Raw genomic sequence first — 24,482 nt, forward strand, 5'->3', positions numbered from 1 at the left:
GGGAAGGGTGGCGAGCGGCCTGTTCCCCCAGGGGAGTTGGGCGATTTCCGGGGGCTGGTGGGAGCCGGGGCAGCGGCGGGAGGACCGGCCGCGAGGGGCTACGAACCGTTCTCGATCCGCTCCCGGATCTTCTCGGCGACCGGCGGCGGCATCGGTTCGTGACGGGCGTACGAGCGGCTGAACCGGCCCGTCCCGTGGGAGATGGAGCGCAGATCGACCGCGTACCGTCCGATCTCGATCTCGGGGACCTCGGCCCGTACGAGGGTGCGTGATCCGGCGGACTGCTCGGTGCCCACGACGCGTCCGCGCCGCCCGGACAGATCGCTCATCACGGGGCCGACGTATTCGTCCGAAACCAGCACCCTCACTTCGGCCACGGGCTCCAGCAGATGGATGGGGGCGTCCCCGGCGGCCTCCCGCAGGGCGAGCGCGCCCGCCGTCTGGAAGGCGGCGTCGGAGGAGTCCACCGAGTGCGCCTTGCCGTCGCGGAGGGTGACCCGGATGTCGACGAGGGGGTATCCGGCGGCGACCCCGCGAGCCGCCTGGGCGCGTACGCCCTTCTCGACGGAGGGGATGAACTGGCGGGGCACGGCGCCGCCGACGACCTTGTCGACGAACTCGACGCCGGAGCCGGGGGGCAGCGGTTCGACGTCGATCTCGCAGATGGCGTACTGGCCGTGGCCGCCGGACTGCTTCACATGCCGTCCGCGCCCGGTGGACGGCTCGCCGAACGTCTCCCGCAGGGACACCCGGTGCGGTACGACATCGACCTGGACGCCGTAGCGGCTGCGCAGCCGCTCCAGGGCGACGTCGGCGTGCGCCTCCCCGAGGCACCACAGGACGACCTGGTGGGTGGCCTGGTTCTGTTCCAGCCGCATGGTCGGATCCTCGGCGACCAGCCGGGCGAGGCCCTGGGAGAGCCGGTCCTCGTCCGTCTTGCTGTGGGCCCGGATCGCGAGCGGCAGCAGGGGATCGGGCATCGTCCACGGCTGCATCAGCAGAGGGTCGTCCGTCGACGACAGAGTGTCGCCGGTCTCCGCGCGGGCCAGCTTGGCCACGCACGCCAGGTCGCCCGCGAAGACCTGCCCGAGCGGGCGCTGCTGCTTCCCGAAGGGGACGGAGAGCGCGCCGACGCGTTCGTCGACGTCGTGATCCTCGTGCCCCCGGTCGGCGAGACCGTGGCCCGACACATGCACGGTCTCGTCGGGCCTGAGGGTGCCGGAGAAGACGCGTACCAGCGAGATACGGCCCACATACGGGTCGGAGGCGGTCTTGACGATCTCGGCGACCAGCGGGCCGTCGGGGTCGCAGCTGATCCTCGGGCGCGGGGAGCCCTGCGGGGTGGTGACGACGGGGGACTCGGGCTCCAGCGGGGTCGGGAAGCCGCCGGTGACCAGTTCGAGGAGTTCGACCGTGCCGAGGCCCTGACGTGCGCCGGGACCGGCGGGGGCCGCGGCGAGCACGGGGTGGAACGTGCCGCGCGCGACGGCCTTCTCCAGATCGGCGACGAGGGTTCCGGCGTCGATGTCGTCCCCGCCCAGATAGCGGTCCATCAGGGACTCGTCCTCGCTCTCGGCGATGATCCCCTCGATGAGCCGGTTGCGGGCGCCCTCGATCAGGGACGCCTGCTCCGGGTCGGGCGGGACCTCCTTCCGCTCGCCGGAGGAGTAGTCGTAGAACTTCTGCGAGAGCAGTCCGACCAGCCCGGTGACGGGGGCGTGGCCGTCCGGACCGGGCGTTCCGTACTGCGGCAGATACAGCGGGAGCACGGCGTCGGGGTCGTCGCCCCCGAAGACGGACCCGCAGACCTCGGTCAGCTCCTCGTAGCCGGTCCGCGCCGTCTCCAGATGGGTGACGACGATCGCGCGGGGCATGCCGACCGCCGCGCACTCGTCCCACACCATGCGGGTCGCGCCCGCGACGGCTTCCGGTTCCTGGGCCGCCGAGACGACGAAGAGGGCCGCGTCCGCCGCTCGCAGACCGGCCCTCAGTTCCCCGACGAAGTCGGCGTATCCGGGGGTGTCAAGGAAGTTGATCTTGAAGCCGTTCCATTCGAGGGGGACGAGGGAGAGCTGTACGGAACGTTGCTGGCGGTGTTCGATCTCGTCGTAGTCGGAGATCGTGCCGCCGTCCTCGACCCGGCCCGCCCGGTTCACCGCTCCGGCGGTGAGCGCGAGGGCCTCGATCAAGGTGGTCTTTCCCGATCCACTGTGGCCGACCAGCACCACATTCCGTACGGATGAGGGCCGGTCGGCCGTTGTAGCCCTGCCGGCGGCTCCGGGGTGTGTGCTCGCTCTGGCGCCCATGATTCTTGCCTCCCGATCGATGGCGTCGATTCAACGGTGAGGAGAACGGTGGAGATGGGCCACGGGCGCGGGGAACCATGGGTATGGCCTCCGTGCGGAACCGGCGGTGGGGCCTGCGCACGGCGTCCAGGGGCAGCTCCGTCGATGCCCGCGGTCGTCTTCCGAGCTTTCCACTCCCGCCGGGGCGCGTCCATACGTCGCACGTGACGGTGCGGGGCGGGTGCGCGGCGGTGGAGTGCGCCGGTCGTGACTACGATGGGCCAGCCGGTGGCCGACGGGGTCACACGGCCCGCCGAACCCCGGGAAGGCCATGCTGAACAAGTACGCGCGTGCATTCTTCACGCGTGTCCTCACACCGTTCGCCGCGTTTCTGCTCCGCCGTGGAGTGAGCCCCGACGCAGTCACTCTCATCGGCACGGCGGGAGTGATGGCGGGTGCGCTGGTCTTCTTCCCCCGGGGAGAGTTCTTCTGGGGCACGATCGTCATCACCCTGTTCGTCTTCTCGGACCTCATCGACGGCAATATGGCCCGTCAGGCGGGTGTTTCGAGCCGCTGGGGGGCCTTCCTGGACTCCACGCTCGACCGGGTCGCCGACGGCGCGATCTTCGGCGGCTTCGCGCTCTGGTACGCGGGCAGGGGCGACGACAACGTGCTGTGCGCGGTCGCGATCTTCTGTCTCGCGAGCGGCCAGGTCGTCTCGTACACCAAGGCGCGCGGCGAGGCGATCGGCCTCCCCGTCGCCGTCAACGGGCTGATCGAGCGGGCCGAGCGGCTGGTGATCTCCCTGGTCGCGGCGGGGCTCTCCGGTCTGCACGCGTTCGGTGTGCCGGGAATCGACGTCCTCCTGCCGATCGCGCTGTGGATCGTCGCAGTCGGCAGCGCGGTGACGCTGGGGCAGCGGGTGGTGACGGTACGCCGTGAGGCCGCCGAGGCGGACGCGGCGACGAAGGAACGGCAGAGCGGAGCCGGGGCGACGTGACGAACCAGGGGGACTCGGCCGCCCGAGGCGGTACGACGACACGGGACCGGCTGACCGACGGGCTGTACGGGCTGGGCTGGGGCGCGGTGCGGAAGCTGCCCGAACCGGTCGCCGCCGGACTCGGACGCACCATCGCCGACACCGCGTGGAAGCGGCGCGGCAAGGGGGTGCTCAGGCTGGAGGCCAACCTCGCGCGCGTGGTGCCCGACGCCTCGCCCGAGCGGCTCGCCGCGCTGTCGAAGGCCGGGATGCGCTCGTACATGCGGTACTGGATGGAATCCTTCCGCCTGCCCGTGTGGAGCGCGGACCGGGTCCGGGAGAGCGTGGTCATCCACGACGCCCACCATCTGACGGACGGCCTCGCCGCGGGCCGCGGGGTGATCGTCGCGCTGCCGCACCTCGCGAACTGGGACCTCGCGGGCGTGTGGGTGACGCGGACGATGAACACCCCCTTCACGACGGTCGCCGAGCGGCTGAAGCCGGAGTCCCTGTACGACCGGTTCGTGGCCTATCGCGAGAGCCTCGGCATGGAGGTGCTTCCCCACGCGGGCGGCTCCGCGTTCGGCACACTCGCCCGGCGGCTGCGCGCGGGCGGGCTGGTCTGCCTGGTCGCAGACCGCGATCTGTCGGAGTCGGGCGTCGAGGTGAAGTACTTCGGCGAGACGGCCCGGATGCCCGCCGGACCCGCGATGCTGGCCCAGCAGACGGGCGCGCTGCTGCTGCCCGTGACGCTCTGGTACGGCGACGCGCCGATCATGTACGGCAGGGTGCACCCACCCGTCGAGGTACCCGAGGCAGGTACCCGTGCCGAGAAGACGTCCTCCATGACACAGACCCTGGCGGACGCCTACGCCACGGGGATCGCCGAACACCCGGAGGACTGGCACATGTTGCAGCGGCTGTGGCTCGCGGATCTCGAACCCCGGGCCGGCGCGGGGGAGCGGTCGTGAGGATCGGCATCGTCTGCCCGTACTCCTGGGACGTTCCGGGTGGCGTCCAGTTCCACATCCGGGACCTGGCCGAGCATCTGATCCGCCTCGGCCACGAGGTCTCCGTCCTCGCGCCCGCCGACGACGAGACCCCGCTCCCGCCGTACGTCGTCTCCGCGGGCCGGGCCGTGCCCGTCCCGTACAACGGCTCGGTCGCCCGGCTGAACTTCGGCTTCCTCTCCGCGGCACGGGTACGGCGCTGGCTCCACGACGGCACCTTCGACGTCATCCACATCCACGAGCCCGCCTCGCCGTCACTGGGCCTGCTGAGCTGCTGGGCCGCGCAGGGCCCCATCGTCGCGACCTTCCACACCTCGAATCCGCGCTCCCGCGCCATGATCGCCGCGTATCCGATCCTCCAGCCCGCGCTGGAGAAGATCAGCGCCCGCGTCGCGGTCAGCGAGTACGCCCGCCGCACCCTCGTCGAGCACCTCGGCGGGGACGCGGTCGTCATCCCCAACGGCGTCGACGTCTCCTTCTTCGAGAAGGCGGAGCCCAGGAAGGAGTGGCAGGGCTCGACCATCGGCTTCATCGGCCGCATCGACGAGCCCCGCAAGGGCCTCCCCGTCCTGATGAAGGCCCTCCCCACGATCATCGAGGCGCGCCCGGACACCCGGCTCCTCATCGCCGGCCGCGGCGACGAGAAGGAGGCCGTCGCCTCCCTGCCGCCCGACATGCGGGACCATGTCGAGTTCCTCGGCATGGTCAGCGACGAGGACAAGGCACGCCTGCTGCGCAGCGTCGACCTCTACATCGCCCCCAACACGGGCGGCGAGAGCTTCGGCATCATCCTCGTGGAGGCGATGTCCGCGGGCGCGCCCGTTCTCGCGAGCGACCTCGACGCGTTCGCCCAGGTCCTCGACCAGGGCGGGGCCGGCGAGCTCTTCGCCAACGAGAACGCGGATGCCCTCGCGCGATCCGCGATCCGGCTCCTCGCCGATCCCGCCCGGCGCGCGGAACTGCGGGAGCGGGGCAGCGCTCACGTACGCCGCTTCGACTGGTCGACCGTCGGCGCGGACATCCTGTCGGTCTACGAGACGGTGACCGTCGGCGCGGCCTCCGTCGCGGCGGACGAACGCCCCGGCTTCCGCAGCCGCTTCGGCCTCGCCCGCCACTGACGGCCTTCGGCCTGGTGCTGTGACCGGAGACGTTCACCGGCCCGCGACGCCCTGCTCCCCCTGGGCCCTGCGGCCCGGGAGGTACCCCCGTGCTGGGCCCTGCGGCCCGGGAGGTACCCCCATGCTGGGCCCTGCGGCCCGGGAGGTACCCCCAGGCGCGGGGTGCGGCGCGCCCCCTGACGCCCCCGCACCGACCGAGCCTCTCCGCCAAAGCCCGGCAGGCGGTCGCACACCCCCGCAAACCCCTCCGCGCCGCGCCGGCGAACCGCCCTCCGCCCCGGCGGTAGCCTTGCCCGTCGTGACCGCAACCCTCATCTGGATCCTCGTCGCGCTTCTCGCCGTCGGGCTCTACCTCAGCTGGACCGCCGGCCGGCTCGACAGGCTGCACACCCGCATCGAGACCGCCCGCGCCGCCCTCGACGCGCAGTTGCTGCGCCGCGCGTCGGTCACCCAGGAACTGGCGACCTCGGGCGTGCTCGACCCGGCCGCGTCGATCGTGCTGTACGAGGCGGCCCACGCCGCCCGCCAGGCGGAGGAGGAGCAGCGCGAGGTCGCGGAGAGCGAGCTGAGCGCCGCGCTGCGGGCGGTGTTCGAGGAGACGGCCCAGGTCGAAGCTGTACGCGAAGTGCCCGGTGGTGAGGAGGCCACCCTCGAACTGGCGCAGGCGGTCCGCCGCGTCCCCATGGCGCGGCGCTTCCACAACGACGCGGTACGCGCCGCGAGGGCCCTGCGCCGCCACCGCAAGGTGCGCTGGTTCCGGCTGGCCGGCCACGCCCCCTTCCCGCTGGCCTTCGAGATGGACGACGAGCCCCCCACCGCCCTCGCCGACCGCCCTGTGACCTGAGAGGCACCCGTCTCACCAGGCAGAACGATCCACCGCCTACTCATTGGCCCTTGCAGTGGACTGGTCCGTGGCTGTTGCATCAAGGACGCATCACACCGCCGTCTTCGAGTGAGGTCATCCGTGTCCAGCACGCTCTCCACCACCCCGCAGTCCGCCGGAACCCCCGCCACCGGCACCGCCCGCGTCAAGCGCGGCATGGCCGAGCAGCTCAAGGGCGGCGTCATCATGGACGTGGTCGACGCCGAGCAGGCGAAGATCGCCGAGGACGCGGGCGCGGTGGCCGTCATGGCCCTGGAGCGGGTCCCCGCCGACATTCGCAAGGACGGCGGCGTAGCCCGGATGTCCGACCCGAACATGATCGAGGAGATCATCGAGGCGGTCTCCATCCCCGTCATGGCCAAGTCCCGGATCGGCCACTTCGTCGAGGCCCAGGTGCTCCAGTCCCTCGGTGTCGACTACATCGACGAGTCCGAGGTGCTGACCCCGGCCGACGAGGTCAACCACTCCGACAAGTGGGCTTTCACCACGCCGTTCGTCTGCGGTGCCACCAACCTCGGCGAGGCCCTGCGCCGTATCGCCGAGGGCGCGGCCATGATCCGCTCCAAGGGCGAGGCGGGCACCGGAAACGTCGTCGAGGCCGTCCGTCACCTGCGTCAGATCAAGAACGAGATCGCCAAGCTCCGCGGCTTCGACAACAATGAGCTGTACGCCGCCGCCAAGGAACTCCGCGCCCCGTACGAGCTGGTCAAGGAGGTCTCCGAGCTGGGCAAGCTGCCGGTGGTCCTCTTCTCGGCCGGCGGTGTGGCCACCCCGGCCGACGCGGCGCTGATGCGCCAGCTCGGCGCCGAGGGCGTCTTCGTCGGCTCGGGCATCTTCAAGTCGGGCGACCCGGCCAAGCGCGCCGCCGCCATCGTGAAGGCCACCACCTTCTTCGACGACCCGAAGATCATCGCGGATGCCTCCCGCAACCTCGGCGAGGCCATGGTCGGCATCAACTGCGACACCCTGCCCGAGTCCGAGCGCTACGCCAACCGGGGCTGGTGATGGCCGCTTCCGCCGGCCCCGTGGTCGGGGTGCTGGCGCTCCAGGGCGATGTACGGGAGCACCTGATCGCGCTGGCCGCGGTGGACGCCGTGGCCAGGCCGGTGCGCCGGCCCGACGAGCTGGCCGAGGTCGACGCCCTGGTCATTCCGGGCGGCGAGTCCACCACCATCTCCAGGCTCGCGAACCTCTTCGGTCTGATGGAGCCGGTGCGGGAGCGGGTCCGGGCCGGCCTGCCGGTCTACGGGACCTGCGCCGGCCTGATCATGCTCGCCGACAAGATCCTCGACCCGAGGTCGGGACAGGAGACGATCGGCGGCATCGACATGATCGTCCGCCGCAACGCCTTCGGCCGCCAGAACGAGTCCTTCGAGGCGTCCGTCTCCTTCGCGGGGATCGAGGACGGACCCGTCGACGGTGTCTTCATCCGGGCCCCCTGGGTGGAGTCCGTGGGCGCGTCGGTCGAGGTCCTGGCCGAGCACGACGGCCATATCGTCGCCGTGCGGCAGGGCGCGGTGCTGGCGACTTCGTTCCATCCCGAACTCACCGGAGACCACCGCGTTCACGGTCTCTTTGTAGACATGGTGCGCACGGTCGGATGACGTGATCCCGGTAGGATCGCAGCCGAACGGAGCAGCAGTGGGTTACGCGAAGGAGACAGGCAGATGTCCGGCCACTCTAAATGGGCTACGACGAAGCACAAGAAGGCCGTGATCGACGCCAAGCGCGGAAAACTCTTCGCGAAGCTGATCAAGAACATCGAGGTCGCGGCCCGGACCGGTGGCGCCGACGTCGACGGCAACCCGACCCTCTTCGACGCCATCCAGAAGGCGAAGAAGTCGTCCGTTCCCAACAAGAACATCGACTCCGCGGTCAAGCGCGGCGCCGGCCTGGAGGCCGGTGGCGCGGACTACGAGACGATCATGTACGAGGGTTACGGCCCGAACGGCGTCGCCGTCCTCATCGAGTGCCTCACGGACAACCGCAACCGCGCCGCCTCCGACGTACGCGTCGCCATGACCCGCAACGGCGGCTCGATGGCCGACCCCGGTTCGGTCTCGTACCTCTTCAACCGCAAGGGCGTGGTGATCGTCCCCAAGGGCGATCTGACCGAGGACGACGTCCTCGGCGCGGTCCTGGAGGCGGGCGCCGAGGACGTCAACGACCTCGGTGAGTCCTTCGAGGTGCTGAGCGAGGCGACCGACCTGGTCGCCGTCCGCACGGCGCTGCAGACCGAGGGAATCGACTACGACTCCGCCGAGGCCAACTTCGTCCCGACCATGCAGGTCGAGCTGGACGAGGAGGGCGCGCGCAAGATCTTCAAGCTGATCGACGCGCTGGAGGACAGCGACGACGTGCAGAACGTCTTCGCCAACTTCGACGTCTCCGACGAGGTCATGGAGAAGGTCGGCGCCTGACGAGGGCGCTGACACCCGCTCAGCGAAGGGCGGGCCGACGGGAGAAACACCCGTCGGCCCGCCCTCCTTCGCGTGCGATGTCAGTGCGAGCGGATAGCCTGCACAAACAGATGAACGAAGGAGGGGGTCGCGTGCGCGTGCTCGGGGTGGACCCAGGGCTGACCCGCTGCGGCGTCGGGGTGGTCGAGGGCGTCGCGGGCCGCCCGCTGACGATGCTCGCCGTCGGCGTCGTCCGCACACCCCCCGACGCCGAACCGGGCGACCGGCTGGTCGGCATCGAGCAGGGCATCGAAGAGTGGCTCGACGAGCACCGGCCCGAACGGGTCGCCGTGGAGCGGGTCTTCAGCCAGCACAACGTCCGTACGGCGATGGGCACCGCACAGGCCGCCGCCGTCGCCATACTCTGCGCCTCCCGCCGGGGCATCCCCGTGGTCCTGCACACCCCCAGCGAGGTGAAGGCCGCGGTGACGGGCAGCGGGCGGGCCGACAAGGCGCAGGTCGGGGCGATGGTGACCAGGCTGCTGCGGCTCGACGCCCCGCCGAAGCCCGCGGACGCGGCGGACGCCCTCGCGCTCGCGATCTGCCACATCTGGCGCGCCCCCGCGCAGAACCGCCTCCAGCAAGCCGTCGCCCTGCACACCGCGGCCGGGCGCGCGTCGAAAGGCCGTACCGCATGATCGCCTTTGTCAGCGGCCCGGTCGCCGCCCTCGCTCCCACGACCGCGGTGATCGAGGTCGGCGGTATCGGCATGGCCGTGCAGTGCACGCCGAACACCCTCTCCGGGCTGCGGATCGGCCAGGAGGCCAGGCTCGCCACCTCCCTGGTCGTGCGGGAGGACTCCCTCACTCTGTACGGCTTCGCCGACGACGACGAGCGCCAGATCTTCGAACTGCTCCAGACCGCGAGCGGCGTGGGCCCCCGGCTGGCCCAGGCGATGATCGCGGTGCATACGCCCGACGCCCTGCGGATCGCCGTCTCCACCGGGGACGAGAAGGCGCTGACGGCGGTCCCCGGCATCGGCAAGAAGGGGGCGCAGAAGCTGCTGCTGGAACTGAAGGACCGACTCGGCGAACCCGTGGGTGCCGCCATCGGCCGCCAGGGCGCTGGCGCTGCATCGGGGCCCGCGTCCTGGCGCGACCAGCTCCACGGCGCGCTGATCGGCCTCGGTTACGCCACCCGTGAGGCCGACGAGGCGGTCGCCGCGGTCGCCCCCCAGGCGGAGGCGGCCGACGGCCGGCCGCAGGTGGGCCAGCTGCTGAAGGCGGCCCTCCAGACCCTGAACCGTACGAGATGACCGAAGAAGGTCCGGTGGGCGAAAGGCCCGTGAGCCGTCCATGGGCCGCTGCCCCGCGCGGGTCCTCCCCGAGAGGCCCCGGCGGCCGGACGGCGGACCTTCCCGGCGCACCGGGGTCATGACATCGGACCCGGTCGGCCCGGTGGAGACGCGAAGAACGCCGAAGCGGCCGCGGCGGGTCTGCCCCCTCCGGCCAGGTCCGCACCGGAACCATCCCATACGACACCGCTCCCGCACCCGGCCCCGTCCGCCCGCACCGCTCCCCACCCGCCCCCGTGACCACCGCCCGCCCGAACATCCACCCGCGGCCCCGCCGCCAGAGCACCCGAGGCACACGCAGTGAACTGGGACGACAGCACCCCCGGCCCCGCCGATGACGCCCTTGACGCCGACGGCCGCCTCGTCGGCGCGTCCGCCGACGGTGAGGACCAGGCCGTCGAGGCCGCGCTGCGGCCCAGGTCACTGGAGGAGTTCGTCGGACAGGAGCGGGTCAGGGAACAGCTCGACCTCGTCCTGAAGGCCGCCCTCGCCCGTGGCGCGACCGCCGACCACGTCCTTCTCTCCGGCGCGCCCGGCCTCGGCAAGACCACCCTGTCCATGATCATCGCAGCGGAGATGCAGGCCCCGATCCGCATCACCTCGGGCCCCGCGATCCAGCACGCCGGAGATCTCGCCGCCATCCTCTCCTCCCTCCAGGAAGGCGAGGTCCTCTTCCTCGACGAGATCCACCGGATGTCCCGGCCCGCCGAGGAGATGCTCTACATGGCGATGGAGGACTTCCGGGTCGACGTGATCGTCGGCAAGGGCCCCGGCGCGACCGCCATCCCGCTGGAGCTGCCGCCGTTCACCCTGGTCGGCGCGACCACCAGGGCCGGACTGCTGCCCCCACCGCTGCGCGACCGCTTCGGCTTCACCGCCCATATGGAGTTCTACGACCCCGCCGAGCTGGAGCGGGTCATCCACCGCTCCGCCCAGCTGCTCGACGTGGAGATCGACGCCGACGGCGCCGCCGAGATCGCCGGCCGCTCCCGCGGCACGCCCCGGATCGCCAACCGGCTGCTGCGCCGGGTGCGGGACTACTCCCAGGTCAAGGTGGACGGCCGGATCACCCGTGAGGTCGCCTCCGCGGCCCTCGCGGTCTACGAGGTCGACGCCCGCGGGCTCGACCGCCTCGACCGGGCCGTGCTCCAGGCGCTGCTGAAGCTGTTCGGGGGCGGCCCGGTCGGTCTGTCGACGCTGGCGGTGGCCGTGGGGGAGGAGCGCGAGACCGTGGAGGAGGTCGCCGAGCCCTTCCTCGTACGGGAGGGACTGCTCGCCCGCACCCCGCGCGGCCGGGTCGCGACGCCGGCCGCCTGGGCCCACCTCGGGCTCGTACCACCACAGCAGACCCAGGGCGCAAGCGGACAACAGGGTCTGTTCGGGGCGTGACGGCACGGAAACAGCCCCTGCCAGGAACTACGGCGGCACTCCGGGCGTTGTTCCAGGGACGCGGACTCGCTTAGACTCCGCCGATGCCGTCCCTACAGGTCGGCGTGCCCACCCCCGTAGATAGGCCGCCTCAGTCGACGCGGTCGTGTGAAGGAAGTTTCGTCCCGTGAGTCCCCTGACCTTCCTCCCTTTCATTGTGCTCATCGGGGCCATGTTCCTGATGACCCGGTCCGCCAAGAAGAAGCAGCAGCAGGCCGCGGAGATGCGCGACTCGATGCAGCCCGGCACCGGAGTGCGGACGATCGGGGGCATGTACGCGACCGTCAAGGAGCTCCACGACGACACCGTGCTCCTTGAGGTCGCCCCCGGTGTCCACGCCATTTACGCGAAGAACGCCATCGGCGCGGTTCTCGACGACGACGAGTACAACCGCATCGTCCACGGCGACGACCCCGCCGACGAGACCCCGGTCGTGCCGGACGACGCTTCTTCGCTGACGGAGGCCGCCGACGACCCCAAGATCGATCTGGGCAAGAAGGCCGCCGCGGACGAGGACGCCACGTCCGGCGACGCCGGATCCGGTGACACACACGCCGCCGAGCCGAAGAACGGCAAGGCCGAAGGCGAGAAGTAGTCATGACGGGGACCGCCATGGCGCCGATCGGCGTTCAGCGGTCCCCCGATCGTGTCGACTTCTCCCAGGGCGGGTCCCCACAACACTTAGCCGCCCCCCGGCGCACACCCGGCGCGGGGCGGTCGGACAGGGAGAATCGAGAAGGTGGCAGCACCTAAAAAGGGCCGTAGGCCCGCGGGGTCACAGGGGAGGCCGGGTCGCACCCTGGTTCTCATCCTGATCGCCATGGTCGCTCTGACCAGCGGGATGTTCTTGTCCGGGCACACCACGCCACGGCTGGGCATCGACCTCGCGGGCGGCACGACGATCACGCTCAAGGCCGAAGCCGAGCCCGGCCAGGAAAGCGCGATCAATGAGACCAATATGAACACAGCGGTCGGCATCATCGAGCGCCGGGTCAACGGTCTCGGCGTCTCGGAGGCCGAGGTCCAGACCCAGGGCCGCGAGAACATCATCGTGAACATCCCCAAGGGGACGAACTCGGAGCAGGCGCGTAAACAGGTCGGTACCACCGCCCAGCTCTATTTCCGGCCGGTCCTGGCCGCGGCCCCGGGTGGGCCGGCGAGTCCTCAGCCCAAACCGAGCGCCTCGGCGTCCGACAAGGAGGGCGACCCAGCGAAGGACAAGGCGACCTCCCCCTCCGGATCGCCTAGTGCCAAGCCCACCAGCAGCACCACCCCCCAGGGCCGCGCCCTCACCGAGGGCCTGAAGGCCCCCACCCCCACCCCCACCCCCACTCCGTCCGGCTCCGCTTCCGGCACACCGGATCCGAGTAAGTCCGCCGACACCCCCAAGCCGAACCCGAGCCAGTCCGCGGCCGCGGCCGACCTGGAAAAGAAGTTCGCCGCTCTGAACTGCCTGGACGAGAAGTCCCGCGCCACGGCCGGCAGCGACGCCAAGCCCGAGGACACCATGGTCGCCTGCGGCCAGAACGGCGCCGGCAGCTGGGACAAGTACGTTCTCGGCCCCGCCGAGGTGGACGGCAAGGACGTCGACGAGGCCAAGGGCCAGCTGGACCAGCAGCGCGGCATGTGGATCGTCACCATGGACTTCACCAAGTCCGGCTCGAAGAAGTTTGAGAAGATCACCGGCAAGCTGGCGTCGCAGCAGTCCCCGCAGAACCAGTTCGCGATCGTCCTGGACGGCGAGGTCGTCTCGGCCCCCGAGGTCAAGCAGGCCCTCAGCGCCAACGCCGAGATCTCCGGGAACTTCAACCAGCAGTCCGCCCAGGACCTGGGCAACATCCTCTCCTACGGTGCGCTGCCGCTGAGCTTCGAGGAGCAGAGCGTCACCACCGTCAGCGCCGCCCTCGGCGGCGAGCAGCTGCGGGCCGGCCTCATCGCGGGCGCCATCGGCCTCGCGCTGGTCATCATCTACCTGGTGGCCTACTACCGCGGCCTGGCCCTGATCGCGATCCTCAGCCTCATGGTCTCCGCCATACTGACCTACACGCTGATGGCACTGCTCGGCCCGGCCATCGGCTTCGCGCTCAACCTGCCCGCGGTCTGCGGCGCGATCGTCGCCATCGGTATCACCGCGGACTCGTTCATCGTCTACTTCGAACGCATCCGGGACGAGATCCGCGAAGGCCGTACCCTGCGCCCGGCCGTCGAGCGCGGCTGGCCGCGAGCCCGGCGCACCATCCTGGTCTCCGACTTCGTGTCGTTCCTCGCCGCCGCGGTGCTCTTCCTCGTCACCGTCGGCAAGGTCCAGGGCTTCGCCTTCACGCTCGGCCTGACCACCCTGCTCGACGTGGTCGTGGTGTTCTTCTTCACCAAGCCGATCATGACGATCCTCGCCCGTACGAAGTTCTTCGCCAGCGGCCACCCCTGGTCCGGACTCTCCCCCGAGCGGCTCGGGGTCCAGCCCCCGCTGCGCCGTTCACGCCGCACCTCCGCCCCCACCGAACCGAAGGAGGCGTGAACATGTCGCGTCTCGGCAGCATCGGCGCCAGGCTCTACAGCGGCGAGATCGGCTACGACTTCGTGGCCAAGCGCAAGTTCTGGTACGCGGTCTCGATCCTGATCACCATCACGGCCATCGTCGGCCTGGCGGTGCGGGGTCTGAACATGGGCATCGAGTTCAAGGGCGGCGCCGTCTTCACGACGCCCAAGACGAGTGTCTCCGTCGCCGATGCCAAGGAGTACGCGGAGGAAGCCTCGGGCCATGACGCCATCGTCCAGAAACTGGGCAACGGCACCCTCCGCATCCAGGTCAGCAGTCTGGACACCGCCACGGCCACCACGGTCCAAGCCGATCTTGCCAAGGACATGAAGCTGTCCGCCGACCAGATCGACGCCGAGCTGGTCGGACCCAGCTGGGGCGAGCAGATCGCCAACAAGGCATGGACCGGCCTCGCCGTCTTCATGATCCTGGTGGTGATCTATCTGGCCATCGCCTTCGAGTGGCGCATGGCCGTGGCCGCCCTCATCGCGCTGATCCACGACCTCACGATCACCGTCGGCGTGTACGCCCTGGTGGGCTTCGAGGTCACACCGGGAACCGTGATCGGTCTGCTCACCATCCTCGGTTACTCCCTCTACGACACCGTCGTCGTCTTCGACGGACTCAAGGAGGGCGCGAAGGACATCACCAAACAGACCCGCTTCACCTACAGCGAGCTCGCCAACCGCAGCCTCAACGGCACGCTGGTGCGATCCATCAACACCACCGTGGTCGCGCTGCTCCCCGTCGCCGGCCTGCTCTTCATCGGCGGCGGCTTCCTCGGCGCGGGCATGCTCAACGACATCTCGCTGTCGCTCTTCGTCGGCCTCGCGGCCGGCGCGTACTCCTCGATCTTCATCGCCACACCGCTCGTCGCGGACCTCAAGGAGCGCGACCCGCAGATGAAGGCCCTGAAGAAGCGGGTGCTCGCCAAGCGGGCCAAGGGCGAGGAAGCGGAAGGCTCCGAGGCCGCCTCGCGCTCCGGCGCACCGGACGACCTGGTCCCCGGCGAGGCGGCGGCGGCCACCGCCGGAGGCGTCGTGGCACCGCGGGGGCGCGGCCGCGGCCGCTCCTCGGGCAGGCGTCGATGACAGCCGGACCCAAGGAACTCCTGCTCAGCCGGATCCGCGATGTCCCCGACTATCCGAAGACGGGAGTGGTGTTCAAGGACATCACGCCCCTGCTCGCGGATCCGGCGGCCTTCACCGTCCTGACCGACGCGCTCACCGAGCTGTGCGTCCGTCACGGGGCCACCAAGGTCGTCGGACTGGAGGCCCGCGGCTTCATCCTCGGCGCGCCCGTCGCGGTGCGCGCCGGGCTCGGCTTCATCCCCGTGCGCAAGGCGGGCAAGCTCCCCGGAGCGACGCTCGCCCAGGCGTACGACCTGGAGTACGGCACCGCCGAGATCGAGGTGCACGCCGAGGACCTGCGGCCGGGCGACCGGGTCATGGTCGTCGACGACGTCCTCGCCACCGGTGGCACCGCGGGCGCCGCGGTGGAGCTGATCCGCCGCGGCGGCGCGGACGTCGCGGGCATCTCCGTCCTGATGGAGCTGGGCTTCCTGGGCGGTCGTGACCGTCTTGAGCCCGCCCTGCGCGGGGCTCCGCTGGAGGCGCTGCTCACCCTGTGAGGCGCACCGCCGCGGGCGGCGGAAGAACGGACCTCTGGGGTCCCGGGAATTCCGGGACCCCAGAGGTCCGTTCCAGCCACGGGGGCACCAGGGCGGCGAGGTGGATACCATGGCCTCTCCGGACCTGACCGGGGGGACCCGGAACCGCACGAGGAGCGCTCTTGCCAGACGAGGCCCGTCCCGCAGCCCCGCAGCCCGGCCGGCAGGCCGACCAGGCCGCGGCAGGCCCTGTCACGCCCGAGAAGAAGCCCGCCGGGAAGACCGGGCCGGCCGCGCCCCAGCGGACGAGCGGCACGGACGCCCTGCCGGTGGCGAAGCCCACCGCGCCCGCACCGCCCACGGCGACCGCGCCCGCGCCGCCCCCCGCCCCGGCCGTGCGCCCCCGGCCGCCGGCGTCCCCCGCGCCCCGGCCCGCCTCCGCCGCCGTGCCCCGCACCGGCGGCTCCTCCAACCGGGTCCGCGCCCGGCTCGCCCGGCTCGGCGGGCAGCGATCGTCCCCGTACAACCCTGTCCTGGAACCGCTGCTGCGGATCGTCCGCAGCAACGACACCAAGATCGAGACGGCCACGCTCCGCCAGATCGAGAAGGCGTACCAGGTCGCCGAGCGCTGGCACCGCGGCCAGAAGCGCAAGAGCGGCGACCCGTACATCACCCATCCGCTCGCCGTCACCACCATCCTCGCCGAGCTGGGCATGGACCCCGCGACCCTGATGGCCGGGCTGCTGCACGACACCGTGGAGGACACCGAGTACGGCCTGGAGACCCTCCGCCGCGACTTCGGCGACCAGGTCGCCCTCCTCGTGGACGGCGTCACCAAACTCGACAAGGTCAAGTTCGGCGAGGCCGCGCAGGCCGAGACCGTGCGGAAGATGGTCGTCGCCATGGCCAAGGACCCGCGCGTCCTGGTCATCAAGCTCGCCGACCGGCTCCACAACATGCGCACCATGCGCTACCTCAAGCGGGACAAGCAGGAGAAGAAGGCCCGCGAGACGCTGGAGATCTACGCCCCGCTCGCCCACCGCCTCGGCATGAACACCATCAAGTGGGAACTGGAGGACCTCGCCTTCGCGATCCTCTACCCCAAGATGTACGACGAGATCGTGCGGCTCGTCGCCGAGCGCGCCCCGAAGCGCGACGAGTACCTCGCCATAGTGACCGACGAGGTCCAGTCCGATCTCCGCGCCGCCCGGATCAAGGCCACGGTCACCGGCCGCCCCAAGCACTACTACAGCGTCTACCAGAAGATGATCGTCCGCGGCCGTGACTTCGCGGAGATCTACGACCTGGTCGGCATCCGCGTCCTCGTCGACACCGTCCGCGACTGCTACGCGGCGCTCGGCACCGTCCATGCGCGATGGAACCCGGTCCCCGGCCGGTTCAAGGACTACATCGCCATGCCGAAGTTCAACATGTACCAGTCGCTGCACACCACGGTCATCGGCCCCAACGGCAAACCCGTCGAACTCCAGATCCGCACCTTCGACATGCACCGCCGGGCCGAGTACGGCATCGCCGCGCACTGGAAGTACAAGCAGGAGGCCGTCGCCGGAGCCTCCAAGGTGCGCACCGACGTACCCAAGAAGTCCGGCAAGGACGACCACATCAACGACATGGCGTGGCTGCGCCAGCTCCTCGACTGGCAGAAGGAGACCGAGGACCCCTCGGAGTTCCTGGAGTCGCTGCGCTTCGACCTCTCCCGCAACGAGGTCTTCGTCTTCACGCCGAAGGGCGACGTCATAGCGCTCCCGGCGGGCGCCACACCCGTCGACTTCGCCTACGCCGTCCATACGGAAGTGGGCCACCGCACCATAGGGGCGCGGGTCAACGGCCGGCTCGTGCCGCTCGAATCGACCCTCGACAACGGCGATCTGGTGGAGGTCTTCACCTCCAAGGCGGAGGGGGCGGGACCCTCCCGCGACTGGCTGGGCTTCGTCAAGTCACCACGGGCCCGCAACAAGATCCGCGCCTGGTTCTCCAAGGAGCGGCGCGACGAGGCGATCGAGCAGGGCAAGGACGCCATCGCGCGGGCCATGCGCAAGCAGAACCTGCCCATTCAGCGCATCCTCACCGGGGACTCCCTCGTCACCCTCGCCCATGAGATGCGCTACCCGGACATCTCGTCCCTGTACGCGGCGATCGGCGAGGGCCATGTGGCCGCGCAGGGCGTCGTACAGAAGCTGGTACAGGCACTCGGCGGCGAGGAAGCCGCGAACGAGGACATCGCCGAGTCCACCCCGCCCTCACGCGGCCGCACCAAGCGCCGCTCGAACGCCGACCCCGGCGTCGTCGTCAAGGGCGTCGAGGACGTCTGGGTCAAGCTGGCCCGCTGCTGTACGCCCGTGCCCGGCGACCCGATCATCGGCTTCGTCACGCGCGGCAGCGGCGTATCCGTCCACCGCGCCGACTGCGTCAACGTCGACTCGCTCTCCCAGCAGCCCGAGCGCATCCTCGACGTCGAATGGGCGCCGACGCAGTCCTCCGTCTTCCTGGTCGCCATCCAGGTGGAGGCGCTGGACCGCTCCCGTCTGCTGTCGGACGTCACCCGAGTCCTCTCCGACCAGCACGTCAACATCCTCTCGGCAGCCGTCCAGACCTCCCGCGACCGCGTGGCCACCTCCCGGTTCACCTTCGAAATGGGGGACCCGAAGCACCTGGGACACGTACTGAAGGCGGTACGGGGTGTGGAGGGCGTCTACGACGTCTACCGGGTCACCTCGGCACGCCGCCCGTAGAACCGTCGTCCGTTCGCCGGAGGCTTTCGGCCTTCCGGGCGCGGTCGGCAGAACGGCCTCTCCGGAGTGCGGTACGCGGGGACTTCTCGCGGCGCTCGGAGCACGTACCGCACGCGCGGCGTCGGCCCGCGACGGGGCCGGGGGCGCTTTCCGGGACCGTCCGAAAGACGACGGGGGCACCCGCGGATTCCGAGCCTCTACCGCCGGACAGCCTCAAGAGGGACCGGTCTCGCACCCGTGCCCGGCCTGAAAGCCGGGCGCGGGAAGACAGAAGGGGCGCCCGCCACCTCATGGACGGACGCCCCTCCCCACGCCGGGCCCGGCGAACGGCACCCGCCGCACCACGGCGGAAGCCAGGCCCGAGCCGCGGCCACACAACTCCCGGTCGGCCGATCAGCCCCCGAACTCCTCCAGACCCTTCAGCGCCTGGTCCAGCAGCGCCTGCCGGCCCTCCAACTCCTTCGCGAGCTTGTCGGCCTTCGCGTTGTTCCCGGCGGCACGCGCCGCGTCGACCTGGGCCCGAAGCTTGTCCACGGCCGCCTGCAGCTGGCCCGTCAGGCCCGCCGCCCGCGCCCGCGCCTCAGGGTTCGTCCGACGCCACTCGTTCTCCTCGGACTCCTGGAGGGCACGCTCCACCGTGTGCATCCGGCCCTCGATCCGGGGCCGGGCGTCACGCGGCACATGCCCGATGGCCTCCCAGCGCTCGTTGATCGACCGGAAAGCGGCGCGCGCGGCCTTGAGGTCGCCCACCGGCAGCAGCTTCTCCGCCTCGACGGCGAGTTCCTCCTTGAGCTTCAGATTCTCCGCCTGCTCGGCGTCCCGCTCGGCGAAGACCCCGCTGCGCGCGGCGAAGAAGACGTCCTGAGCGCCCCGGAACCGGTTCCACAGATCGTCCTCGGCCTCGCGCTGCGCCCGGCCCGCCGCCTTCCACTGCGCCATCAGCTCGCGGTACCGCGCGGCCGTGGCGCCCCAGTCGGTGGAGCCGGAGAGCGACTCGGCCTCGGCGACCAGCGCCTCCTTGGCCTTACGGGCCTCCTCGCGCTGCGCGTCCAGCGAGGCGAAGTGCGCCTTGCGCCGCTTGGAGAACGCCGAGCGCGCGTGCGAGAAGCGGTGCCACAGCTCGTCGTCCGACTTCCGGTCGAGCCGGGGAAGGCCCTTCCAGGTGTCCACCAGAGCCCGCAGCCGCTCACCGGCCGCCCGCCACTGCTCGCTCTGCGCCAGCTCCTCGGCCTCGGCGACCAGCGCCTCCTTGGACTGACGCGCCTCGTCGCTCTGCTTCGCCCGCTGGACCCGGCGCTCCTCGCGGCGCTTGTCGACCGACTCGACCAGCGCGTCGAGGCGCTTGGCGAGCGCGTCGAGATCACCCACGGCATGGTGTTCGTCCACCTGCTGACGCAGATGGTCGATCGCCGTCTGGGCGTCCTTGGCGGACAGATCGGTGGTCCTCACCCGCCGTTCGAGGAGGCCGATCTCGACCACCAAGCCCTCGTACTTGCGCTCGAAATAGGCCAGGGCCTCCTCGGGAGTGCCGGCCTGCCACGATCCGACGACCTTCTCGCCGTCGGCTGTACGCACGTACACGGTGCCCGTCTCGTCGACACGGCCCCACGGGTCGCTGCTCACAGCGCCTCCTCCACCTGATGCCCGCCGAGGGGATTCACCCCCGGGCATCGTCCACAGTTTCCTGGGGCGAGCCGCGCCCGCCCTGCACAACGCCAATCTAGGCGAACGGTCGCCCGGCTGTCCGCACTCAGCACGGCCGAACTTCCGGGCCCGCCGCCCTTGACCACTCGAGGGCCGCCCATCGGGTCAGCCCTTGGTGACGGACGCCTTCTCGACGGTGACGGCGTTCTTCGGCGCGCCGTCCTTGGCCGTGCCGACGACGCCGGCCTTCGCCACCTCCTGCACGGCCTTCAGGCCCGCTGCGTCCATCTTCCCGAACGGGGTGTACGTGGGCGGGAGTTTGGTCTCCTTGTAGACGAGGAAGAACTGGCTGCCGCCCGTGTTCGGCTGGCCGGTGTTGGCCATCGCCACGGTCCCCGCCGGGAAGGTCACCGCTCCGTCGGAGCCCGCCTTGCCCAGCGCGGTCAGATTCTCGTCGGGGATCGTGTAGCCGGGACCGCCGGTTCCGTCGCCCTTCGGGTCGCCGCACTGGAGGACGAAGATGCCCTGCGTGGTCAGCCGGTGACACTTGGTGCCGTCGAAGTAGCCCTTGTCGGCCAGCGCCTTGAACGAGTTCACCGTGCGCGGCGTCTTCGACGCCTCCATCGCGATCCCGATGGCGCCCCGGTTCGTGGTCAGCGCCATCGTGTAGGGGGCCTTCGCGTCGATCGACATCGTCGGCTCGGGCGCCTTGGACTCCGACGGGGTGGGTGGCGTCTGCGACGCGCCGGGGTCGCCCGCGTTCTGCTTGCCGGTGCTGTCGTCCCCGTCGAACAACCCCATGGACGCGGAGGCCGCCCCGCCCGCGGCGAGGACCACGGCGACGGCCGCCGCGATGATGGTGTTCCGCTGCTTCCTTCTGCGGGACGCGGCCCGACGCTGCTGCTGACGCTCGAACTTCTCCCGGGCGAGTTGCCGCCGCCGCTGATCGTTGCTGACCACCGAGTCTCCGCTCCTTCGCAGTACGTGGCGTGTGCCCGTACCGTATACGGGTTGGCTGTGTGAGCAGCAGCGCCGGTAGGCTCTGATCCGTCGCCCTTGCCTTCGGCGACCCACACCCCGAGAACCCTCTGCTCACCTTTCCGCCATTCCCTGACTCCGCGACCACTTCGAACCACTCCGAGGACGATCGTGCTTATTGCCGGGTTCCCCGCCGGGGCCTGGGGGACCAACTGCTATCTGGTCGCCCCCGCCGCGGGCGAGGAGTGCGTGATCATCGACCCGGGCCACCGGGCCACCGAGGGCGTCGCCGAAACGGTCGCCAAGCACCGGCTCAAGCCCGTCGCCGTCGTCCTCACCCACGGCCATATCGATCACGTCGCCTCCGTGGTCCCCGTCTGCGGCGCGCACGACGTGCCCGCGTGGATCCACCCCGCCGACCGGTACATGATGAGCGACCCCGAGAAGGCGCTGGGACGCGCCTTCGGCGCACAGCTGATGGGCGAGCTGACCGTCGGGGAGCCGTCCGATGTGCACGAGCTGAGCGACGGCGCCCAGCTGAAGCTGGCGGGTCTGGAGCTGACCGTGTCGCACGCGCCCGGCCATACCAAGGGGTCGGTGACCTTCAGGATCCCCGAGTCCCATGAGAACGCCGACATCCCGCCGGTGCTCTTCTCGGGCGACCTGCTCTTCGCCGGCTCCGTCGGACGCACCGACCTCCCCGGCGGCGACCCGGCCGAGATACTCGAATCGCTGGCACGTGTGTGTCTGCCGCTCGACGACTCGACCGTGGTGCTGTCAGGGCACGGTCCACAGACGACCATCGGCCGTGAGCGCGCCACCAACCCCTATCTGCGCGAGGTGGCGGCCGGCTCCGGGAGCCCGCGAGCTCCCCGACGAGGAATGTGACGAGAGACTTCCTGTGAGTACTTTCCAGGCCCCCAAGGGCACCTACGACTTGCTGCCCCCCGACTCCGCCAGGTACCTGGCGGTGCGCGACGCCCTCGCCGCGCCCCTGCGGAACTCGGGGTACGGCTACGTCGAGACCCCCGGCTTCGAGAACGTCGAACTGTTCGCGCGCGGCGTCGGTGAGTCCACCGACATCGTGACCAAGGAGATGTACACCCTCACCACGAAGGGCGGCTCCGAGCTGGCCCTGCGGCCCGAGGGCACCGCGTCGGTGCTGCGCGCCGCCCTGGAGGCCAACCTCCACAAGCAGGGCGTGCTCCCGGTCAAGCTCTGGTATTCGGGCTCGTACTACCGCTACGAACGCCCGCAGAAGGGCCGTTACCGGCACTTCTCCCAGGTCGGCGCGGAAGCCATCGGCGCGGAGGACCCGGCGCTCGACGCCGAGCTGATCATCCTGGCGGACCAGGCTTACCGCACGCTGGGACTGCGGAACTTCCGCATCCTGCTCAACTCCCTCGGCGACAAGGAGTGCCGTCCCGTCTACCGCGAAGCCCTCCAGAGCTTCCTGCGCGGGCTCGACCTGGACGAGGACACCCGCCGTCGCGTCGACATCAACCCCCTCCGGGTCCTCGACGACAAGCGCGCCGCGGTCCAGAAGCAGCTCGTCGGCGCGCCGCTGCTCCGCGACTCCCTGTGCGACGCCTGCCGGGCGTACCACAAGGAGGTGCGCGAGCTGCTGACCGAGGAGGGCGTCTCCTTCGAGGACGACGAGAAGCTCGTACGCGGCCTCGACTACTACACCCGCACCACCTTCGAGTTCGTCCACGACGGCCTGGGCTCCCAGTCCGCGGTCGGCGGCGGCGGCCGGTACGACGGCCTCTCGGAGATGATCGGCGGCCCCGCCCTGCCGTCCGTCGGCTGGGCTCTGGGAGTGGACCGCACGGTCCTGGCCCTGGAGGCCGAGGGTGTGGAGCCGGACATCCCGCCCGCCACGACCGTCTTCGCCGTCCCGCTCGGCGAGAAGGCCAGGCGGACGCTGTTCGGCGTCGTCACCCAGCTCCGCAGGGTGGGCGTCGCCGCCGACTTCGCCTACGGCAACCGCGGTCTGAAGGGGGCGATGAAGTCGGCGAACCGCTCGGGCGCGCGGTACGCGGTCGTCGCCGGGGAGCGCGACCTCGCCGAGGGCATCGTCCAGCTCAAGGACATGCAGTCGGGCGAACAGCACCCGGTCCCGCTCTCCGAGGTCACGGAAGTCCTCCGTACCCGTCTGACCTGAGCCGTACCGTCCTCCGACGGGGCCGGCCGTGCCCCGTCGGAGGACGACGACGGCCCGGCATCCGCGGATCCGACGAGGGTCCGCGGCTCGGTGGGCCGGGGTCTCGCCCCCGAGGCGGTGTGCCGGCTCGATGAGCCCACCGGGTTACGGGGGAACGGGGGTGACCTCGCCCGAAAGGGTGACCGTCTCGGGGTCCGTCAACTTCGTGGGCGCGGACTCATACGGTCGGATGACGCCGATTCGAGACCGCGACCGGCGATTTCAGGCCGCCCGATCCGAGCCGAGGACGGACCACCGCGCCCGCGCACCGGCCGCGACGCCCCCGAGGGAACCCCGCCGTGGTGCTCTTCCCGGCGCCGTTCGGACCCGGCGGCCCCGAGCCCTCGCCCGGTGGACGCGCAGGTCGAGCCCGTCGAACGCCCTCGTATCGCTGTCCCGCTGCCACGGACCGCGTACGTTGCCCATGAGTTCGGTCATGCCGTACGGGCTGGTCATCGACCGTGACCCGGCGGTACGACCGTGTGTCCATCCTTATGTCGTTCGAACGGTGGACGCCGCCGGTGGTGCGGCACAATGACCGTGCCCGAGCAGGCCACTGAGTGATGGAAACGGCGATATGACGACTGCAGCGCTGGACGACGTGTCCTCCGGCGAGAAGACCGACGCCTCTCAGGGGACCGCCGCGATCGGCGGCAGCCGTTCCCTGGCCTGGCTGCTGGTGATCACGGGCGCGGCGGGGCTGCTGGCCGCGTGGGTCATCACGATCGACAAGTTCAAGCTGCTGGAGGACCCGTCGTTCACACCGGGGTGCAGCCTCAACCCGGTCGTCTCCTGCGGCAACATCATGAAGAGCGAGCAGGCGTCGGTGTTCGGGTTCCCCAACCCGATGCTGGGCCTGGTGGCCTTCGGCATGGTGATCGCCATCGGCGTCGGCCTGCTGGCGGGCGCGCGCTACCGGCGCTGGTACTGGCTGGGACTGAACGCGGGTTGCGCGTTCGGCGCCGGCTTCTGCATGTGGCTCATGTACCAGTCGCTGTACAACATCAACTCGCTCTGCCTGTGGTGCTCCCTGGCCTGGGCCGCCACGATCGTGATGTTCTGCTACGTCACCGGGCACAACATCAAGCACCGGATCATCAAGGTGCCGGAGGGCCTGCGCAAGGGACTGATGGAGTTCCACTGGATGCCGCCCGTGCTGTGGATCGGCATCATCGGCATGCTCATCCTGACCCGCTGGTGGGACTTCTGGACCAGCTGAGCCCGCTCGCCGGACCTCGGTCCGGCTCGGCCGGAACCTCGGTCCGCACCGCCGTCCCGAGGCGCTGTCGGTGCCCTGACA

General features: G+C 70.7%; 21 protein-coding genes. 18 read left to right on the forward strand and 3 right to left on the reverse strand.

The genetic code is table 11. The features are described from left to right. Positions 1–98: 98 nt before the first annotated feature. Entirely contained in the window at positions 99–2,306 is a 2,208-nt protein-coding gene (locus ACWEFL_RS10665) for an elongation factor G-like protein EF-G2 (RefSeq protein ID WP_451710204.1), read from the reverse strand. A 310-nt stretch (positions 2,307–2,616) separates the two neighbouring features. Between ACWEFL_RS10665 and pgsA the strand changes: the two genes are divergently transcribed. The 15 genes from pgsA (at position 2,617) to ACWEFL_RS10740 (ending at position 18,357) form a co-directional block, all read left to right on the forward strand. Beyond that, the gene (gene pgsA / locus ACWEFL_RS10670; RefSeq protein WP_451710206.1) at positions 2,617–3,285 is read left to right on the forward strand and encodes a phosphatidylinositol phosphate synthase; all 669 of its coding nucleotides are present in this window, start codon (positions 2,617–2,619) and stop codon (positions 3,283–3,285) included. Continuing rightward, positions 3,282–4,235 (forward strand): phosphatidylinositol mannoside acyltransferase, encoded by a 954-nt coding sequence (locus ACWEFL_RS10675; protein ID WP_451710208.1) that lies wholly within the window; start codon positions 3,282–3,284, stop codon positions 4,233–4,235. The genes pgsA and ACWEFL_RS10675 overlap by 4 nt, the downstream gene beginning before the upstream one ends. Further along, a complete protein-coding gene (locus tag ACWEFL_RS10680) occupies positions 4,232–5,392 on the forward strand; it encodes a glycosyltransferase family 4 protein (protein WP_451710210.1) in 1,161 nt (386 codons plus the stop codon). Before ACWEFL_RS10675 ends, ACWEFL_RS10680 begins: the two co-directional genes overlap by 4 nt. Positions 5,393–5,690: 298 nt before the next feature. Next, positions 5,691–6,236, forward strand: coding sequence for a hypothetical protein (locus tag ACWEFL_RS10685; RefSeq protein WP_451710211.1), 546 nt, complete (start codon positions 5,691–5,693; stop codon positions 6,234–6,236). 120 nt (positions 6,237–6,356) lie between these two features. Further along, positions 6,357–7,280 (forward strand): pyridoxal 5'-phosphate synthase lyase subunit PdxS, encoded by a 924-nt coding sequence (gene pdxS / locus ACWEFL_RS10690; protein ID WP_451710213.1) that lies wholly within the window; start codon positions 6,357–6,359, stop codon positions 7,278–7,280. Continuing rightward, on the forward strand, positions 7,280–7,879 hold the full coding sequence (gene pdxT, locus ACWEFL_RS10695) for a pyridoxal 5'-phosphate synthase glutaminase subunit PdxT (RefSeq protein ID WP_451710215.1): 600 nt from the start codon (positions 7,280–7,282) through the stop codon (positions 7,877–7,879). The genes pdxS and pdxT overlap by 1 nt, the downstream gene beginning before the upstream one ends. Before the next feature lie 63 nt (positions 7,880–7,942). Further along, a complete protein-coding gene (locus ACWEFL_RS10700) occupies positions 7,943–8,695 on the forward strand; it encodes a YebC/PmpR family DNA-binding transcriptional regulator (protein WP_451710217.1) in 753 nt (250 codons plus the stop codon). A 131-nt stretch (positions 8,696–8,826) separates the two neighbouring features. Beyond that, a complete protein-coding gene (ruvC, locus tag ACWEFL_RS10705; protein ID WP_451710218.1) occupies positions 8,827–9,372 on the forward strand; it encodes a crossover junction endodeoxyribonuclease RuvC in 546 nt (181 codons plus the stop codon). Beyond that, positions 9,369–9,989, forward strand: coding sequence for a Holliday junction branch migration protein RuvA (gene ruvA, locus ACWEFL_RS10710; RefSeq protein ID WP_451710220.1), 621 nt, complete (start codon positions 9,369–9,371; stop codon positions 9,987–9,989). The genes ruvC and ruvA overlap by 4 nt, the downstream gene beginning before the upstream one ends. A gap of 339 nt (positions 9,990–10,328) precedes the next feature. Next, positions 10,329–11,417 carry a Holliday junction branch migration DNA helicase RuvB gene (gene ruvB, locus ACWEFL_RS10715; protein ID WP_451710221.1) on the forward strand — a complete coding sequence of 363 codons (1,089 nt, stop codon included), beginning with the start codon at positions 10,329–10,331 and terminating at the stop codon, positions 11,415–11,417. Positions 11,418–11,583: 166 nt separating this feature from the next. Continuing rightward, positions 11,584–12,051, forward strand: a complete 468-nt coding sequence (yajC, locus tag ACWEFL_RS10720) for a preprotein translocase subunit YajC (RefSeq protein ID WP_451710223.1) — start codon at positions 11,584–11,586, stop codon at positions 12,049–12,051. A gap of 144 nt (positions 12,052–12,195) precedes the next feature. Next, a complete protein-coding gene (gene secD / locus ACWEFL_RS10725) occupies positions 12,196–13,974 on the forward strand; it encodes a protein translocase subunit SecD (RefSeq protein ID WP_451710225.1) in 1,779 nt (592 codons plus the stop codon). A gap of 2 nt (positions 13,975–13,976) precedes the next feature. Then, complete coding sequence (gene secF, locus ACWEFL_RS10730; protein WP_451710227.1) at positions 13,977–15,086, forward strand: protein translocase subunit SecF; 1,110 nt, start codon at positions 13,977–13,979, stop codon at positions 15,084–15,086. Further along, entirely contained in the window at positions 15,083–15,625 is a 543-nt protein-coding gene (locus tag ACWEFL_RS10735; protein ID WP_451710229.1) for an adenine phosphoribosyltransferase, read from the forward strand. The genes secF and ACWEFL_RS10735 overlap by 4 nt, the downstream gene beginning before the upstream one ends. A 161-nt stretch (positions 15,626–15,786) precedes the next feature. Beyond that, positions 15,787–18,357, forward strand: coding sequence for a RelA/SpoT family protein (locus ACWEFL_RS10740; RefSeq protein WP_451710231.1), 2,571 nt, complete (start codon positions 15,787–15,789; stop codon positions 18,355–18,357). Between the two features lie 393 nt (positions 18,358–18,750). Here the strand turns inward: ACWEFL_RS10740 and ACWEFL_RS10745 are convergent, their stop codons facing one another. Together ACWEFL_RS10745 and ACWEFL_RS10750 are read right to left on the reverse strand one after the other, a co-directional pair. Next, positions 18,751–19,980 carry a DUF349 domain-containing protein gene (locus ACWEFL_RS10745; RefSeq protein WP_451710233.1) on the reverse strand — a complete coding sequence of 410 codons (1,230 nt, stop codon included), beginning with the start codon at positions 19,978–19,980 and terminating at the stop codon, positions 18,751–18,753. Positions 19,981–20,166: 186 nt separating this feature from the next. After that, the gene (locus tag ACWEFL_RS10750) at positions 20,167–20,961 is read right to left on the reverse strand and encodes a peptidylprolyl isomerase (protein ID WP_451710235.1); all 795 of its coding nucleotides are present in this window, start codon (positions 20,959–20,961) and stop codon (positions 20,167–20,169) included. Positions 20,962–21,150: 189 nt separating this feature from the next. Between ACWEFL_RS10750 and ACWEFL_RS10755 the strand changes: the two genes are divergently transcribed. From ACWEFL_RS10755 to ACWEFL_RS10765, 3 genes are all read left to right on the forward strand, one after another. Beyond that, positions 21,151–21,867 (forward strand): MBL fold metallo-hydrolase, encoded by a 717-nt coding sequence (locus ACWEFL_RS10755; protein ID WP_451710237.1) that lies wholly within the window; start codon positions 21,151–21,153, stop codon positions 21,865–21,867. 13 nt (positions 21,868–21,880) lie between these two features. Next, on the forward strand, positions 21,881–23,143 hold the full coding sequence (gene hisS / locus ACWEFL_RS10760) for a histidine--tRNA ligase (RefSeq protein WP_451710239.1): 1,263 nt from the start codon (positions 21,881–21,883) through the stop codon (positions 23,141–23,143). A gap of 616 nt (positions 23,144–23,759) precedes the next feature. Beyond that, positions 23,760–24,401: a vitamin K epoxide reductase family protein gene (locus ACWEFL_RS10765; protein ID WP_451710241.1), complete on the forward strand. Its 642-nt coding sequence runs from the start codon at positions 23,760–23,762 to the stop codon at positions 24,399–24,401. Positions 24,402–24,482 lie beyond the last annotated feature (81 nt).

The organism is Streptomyces sp. NPDC004838 (assembly GCF_053600955.1).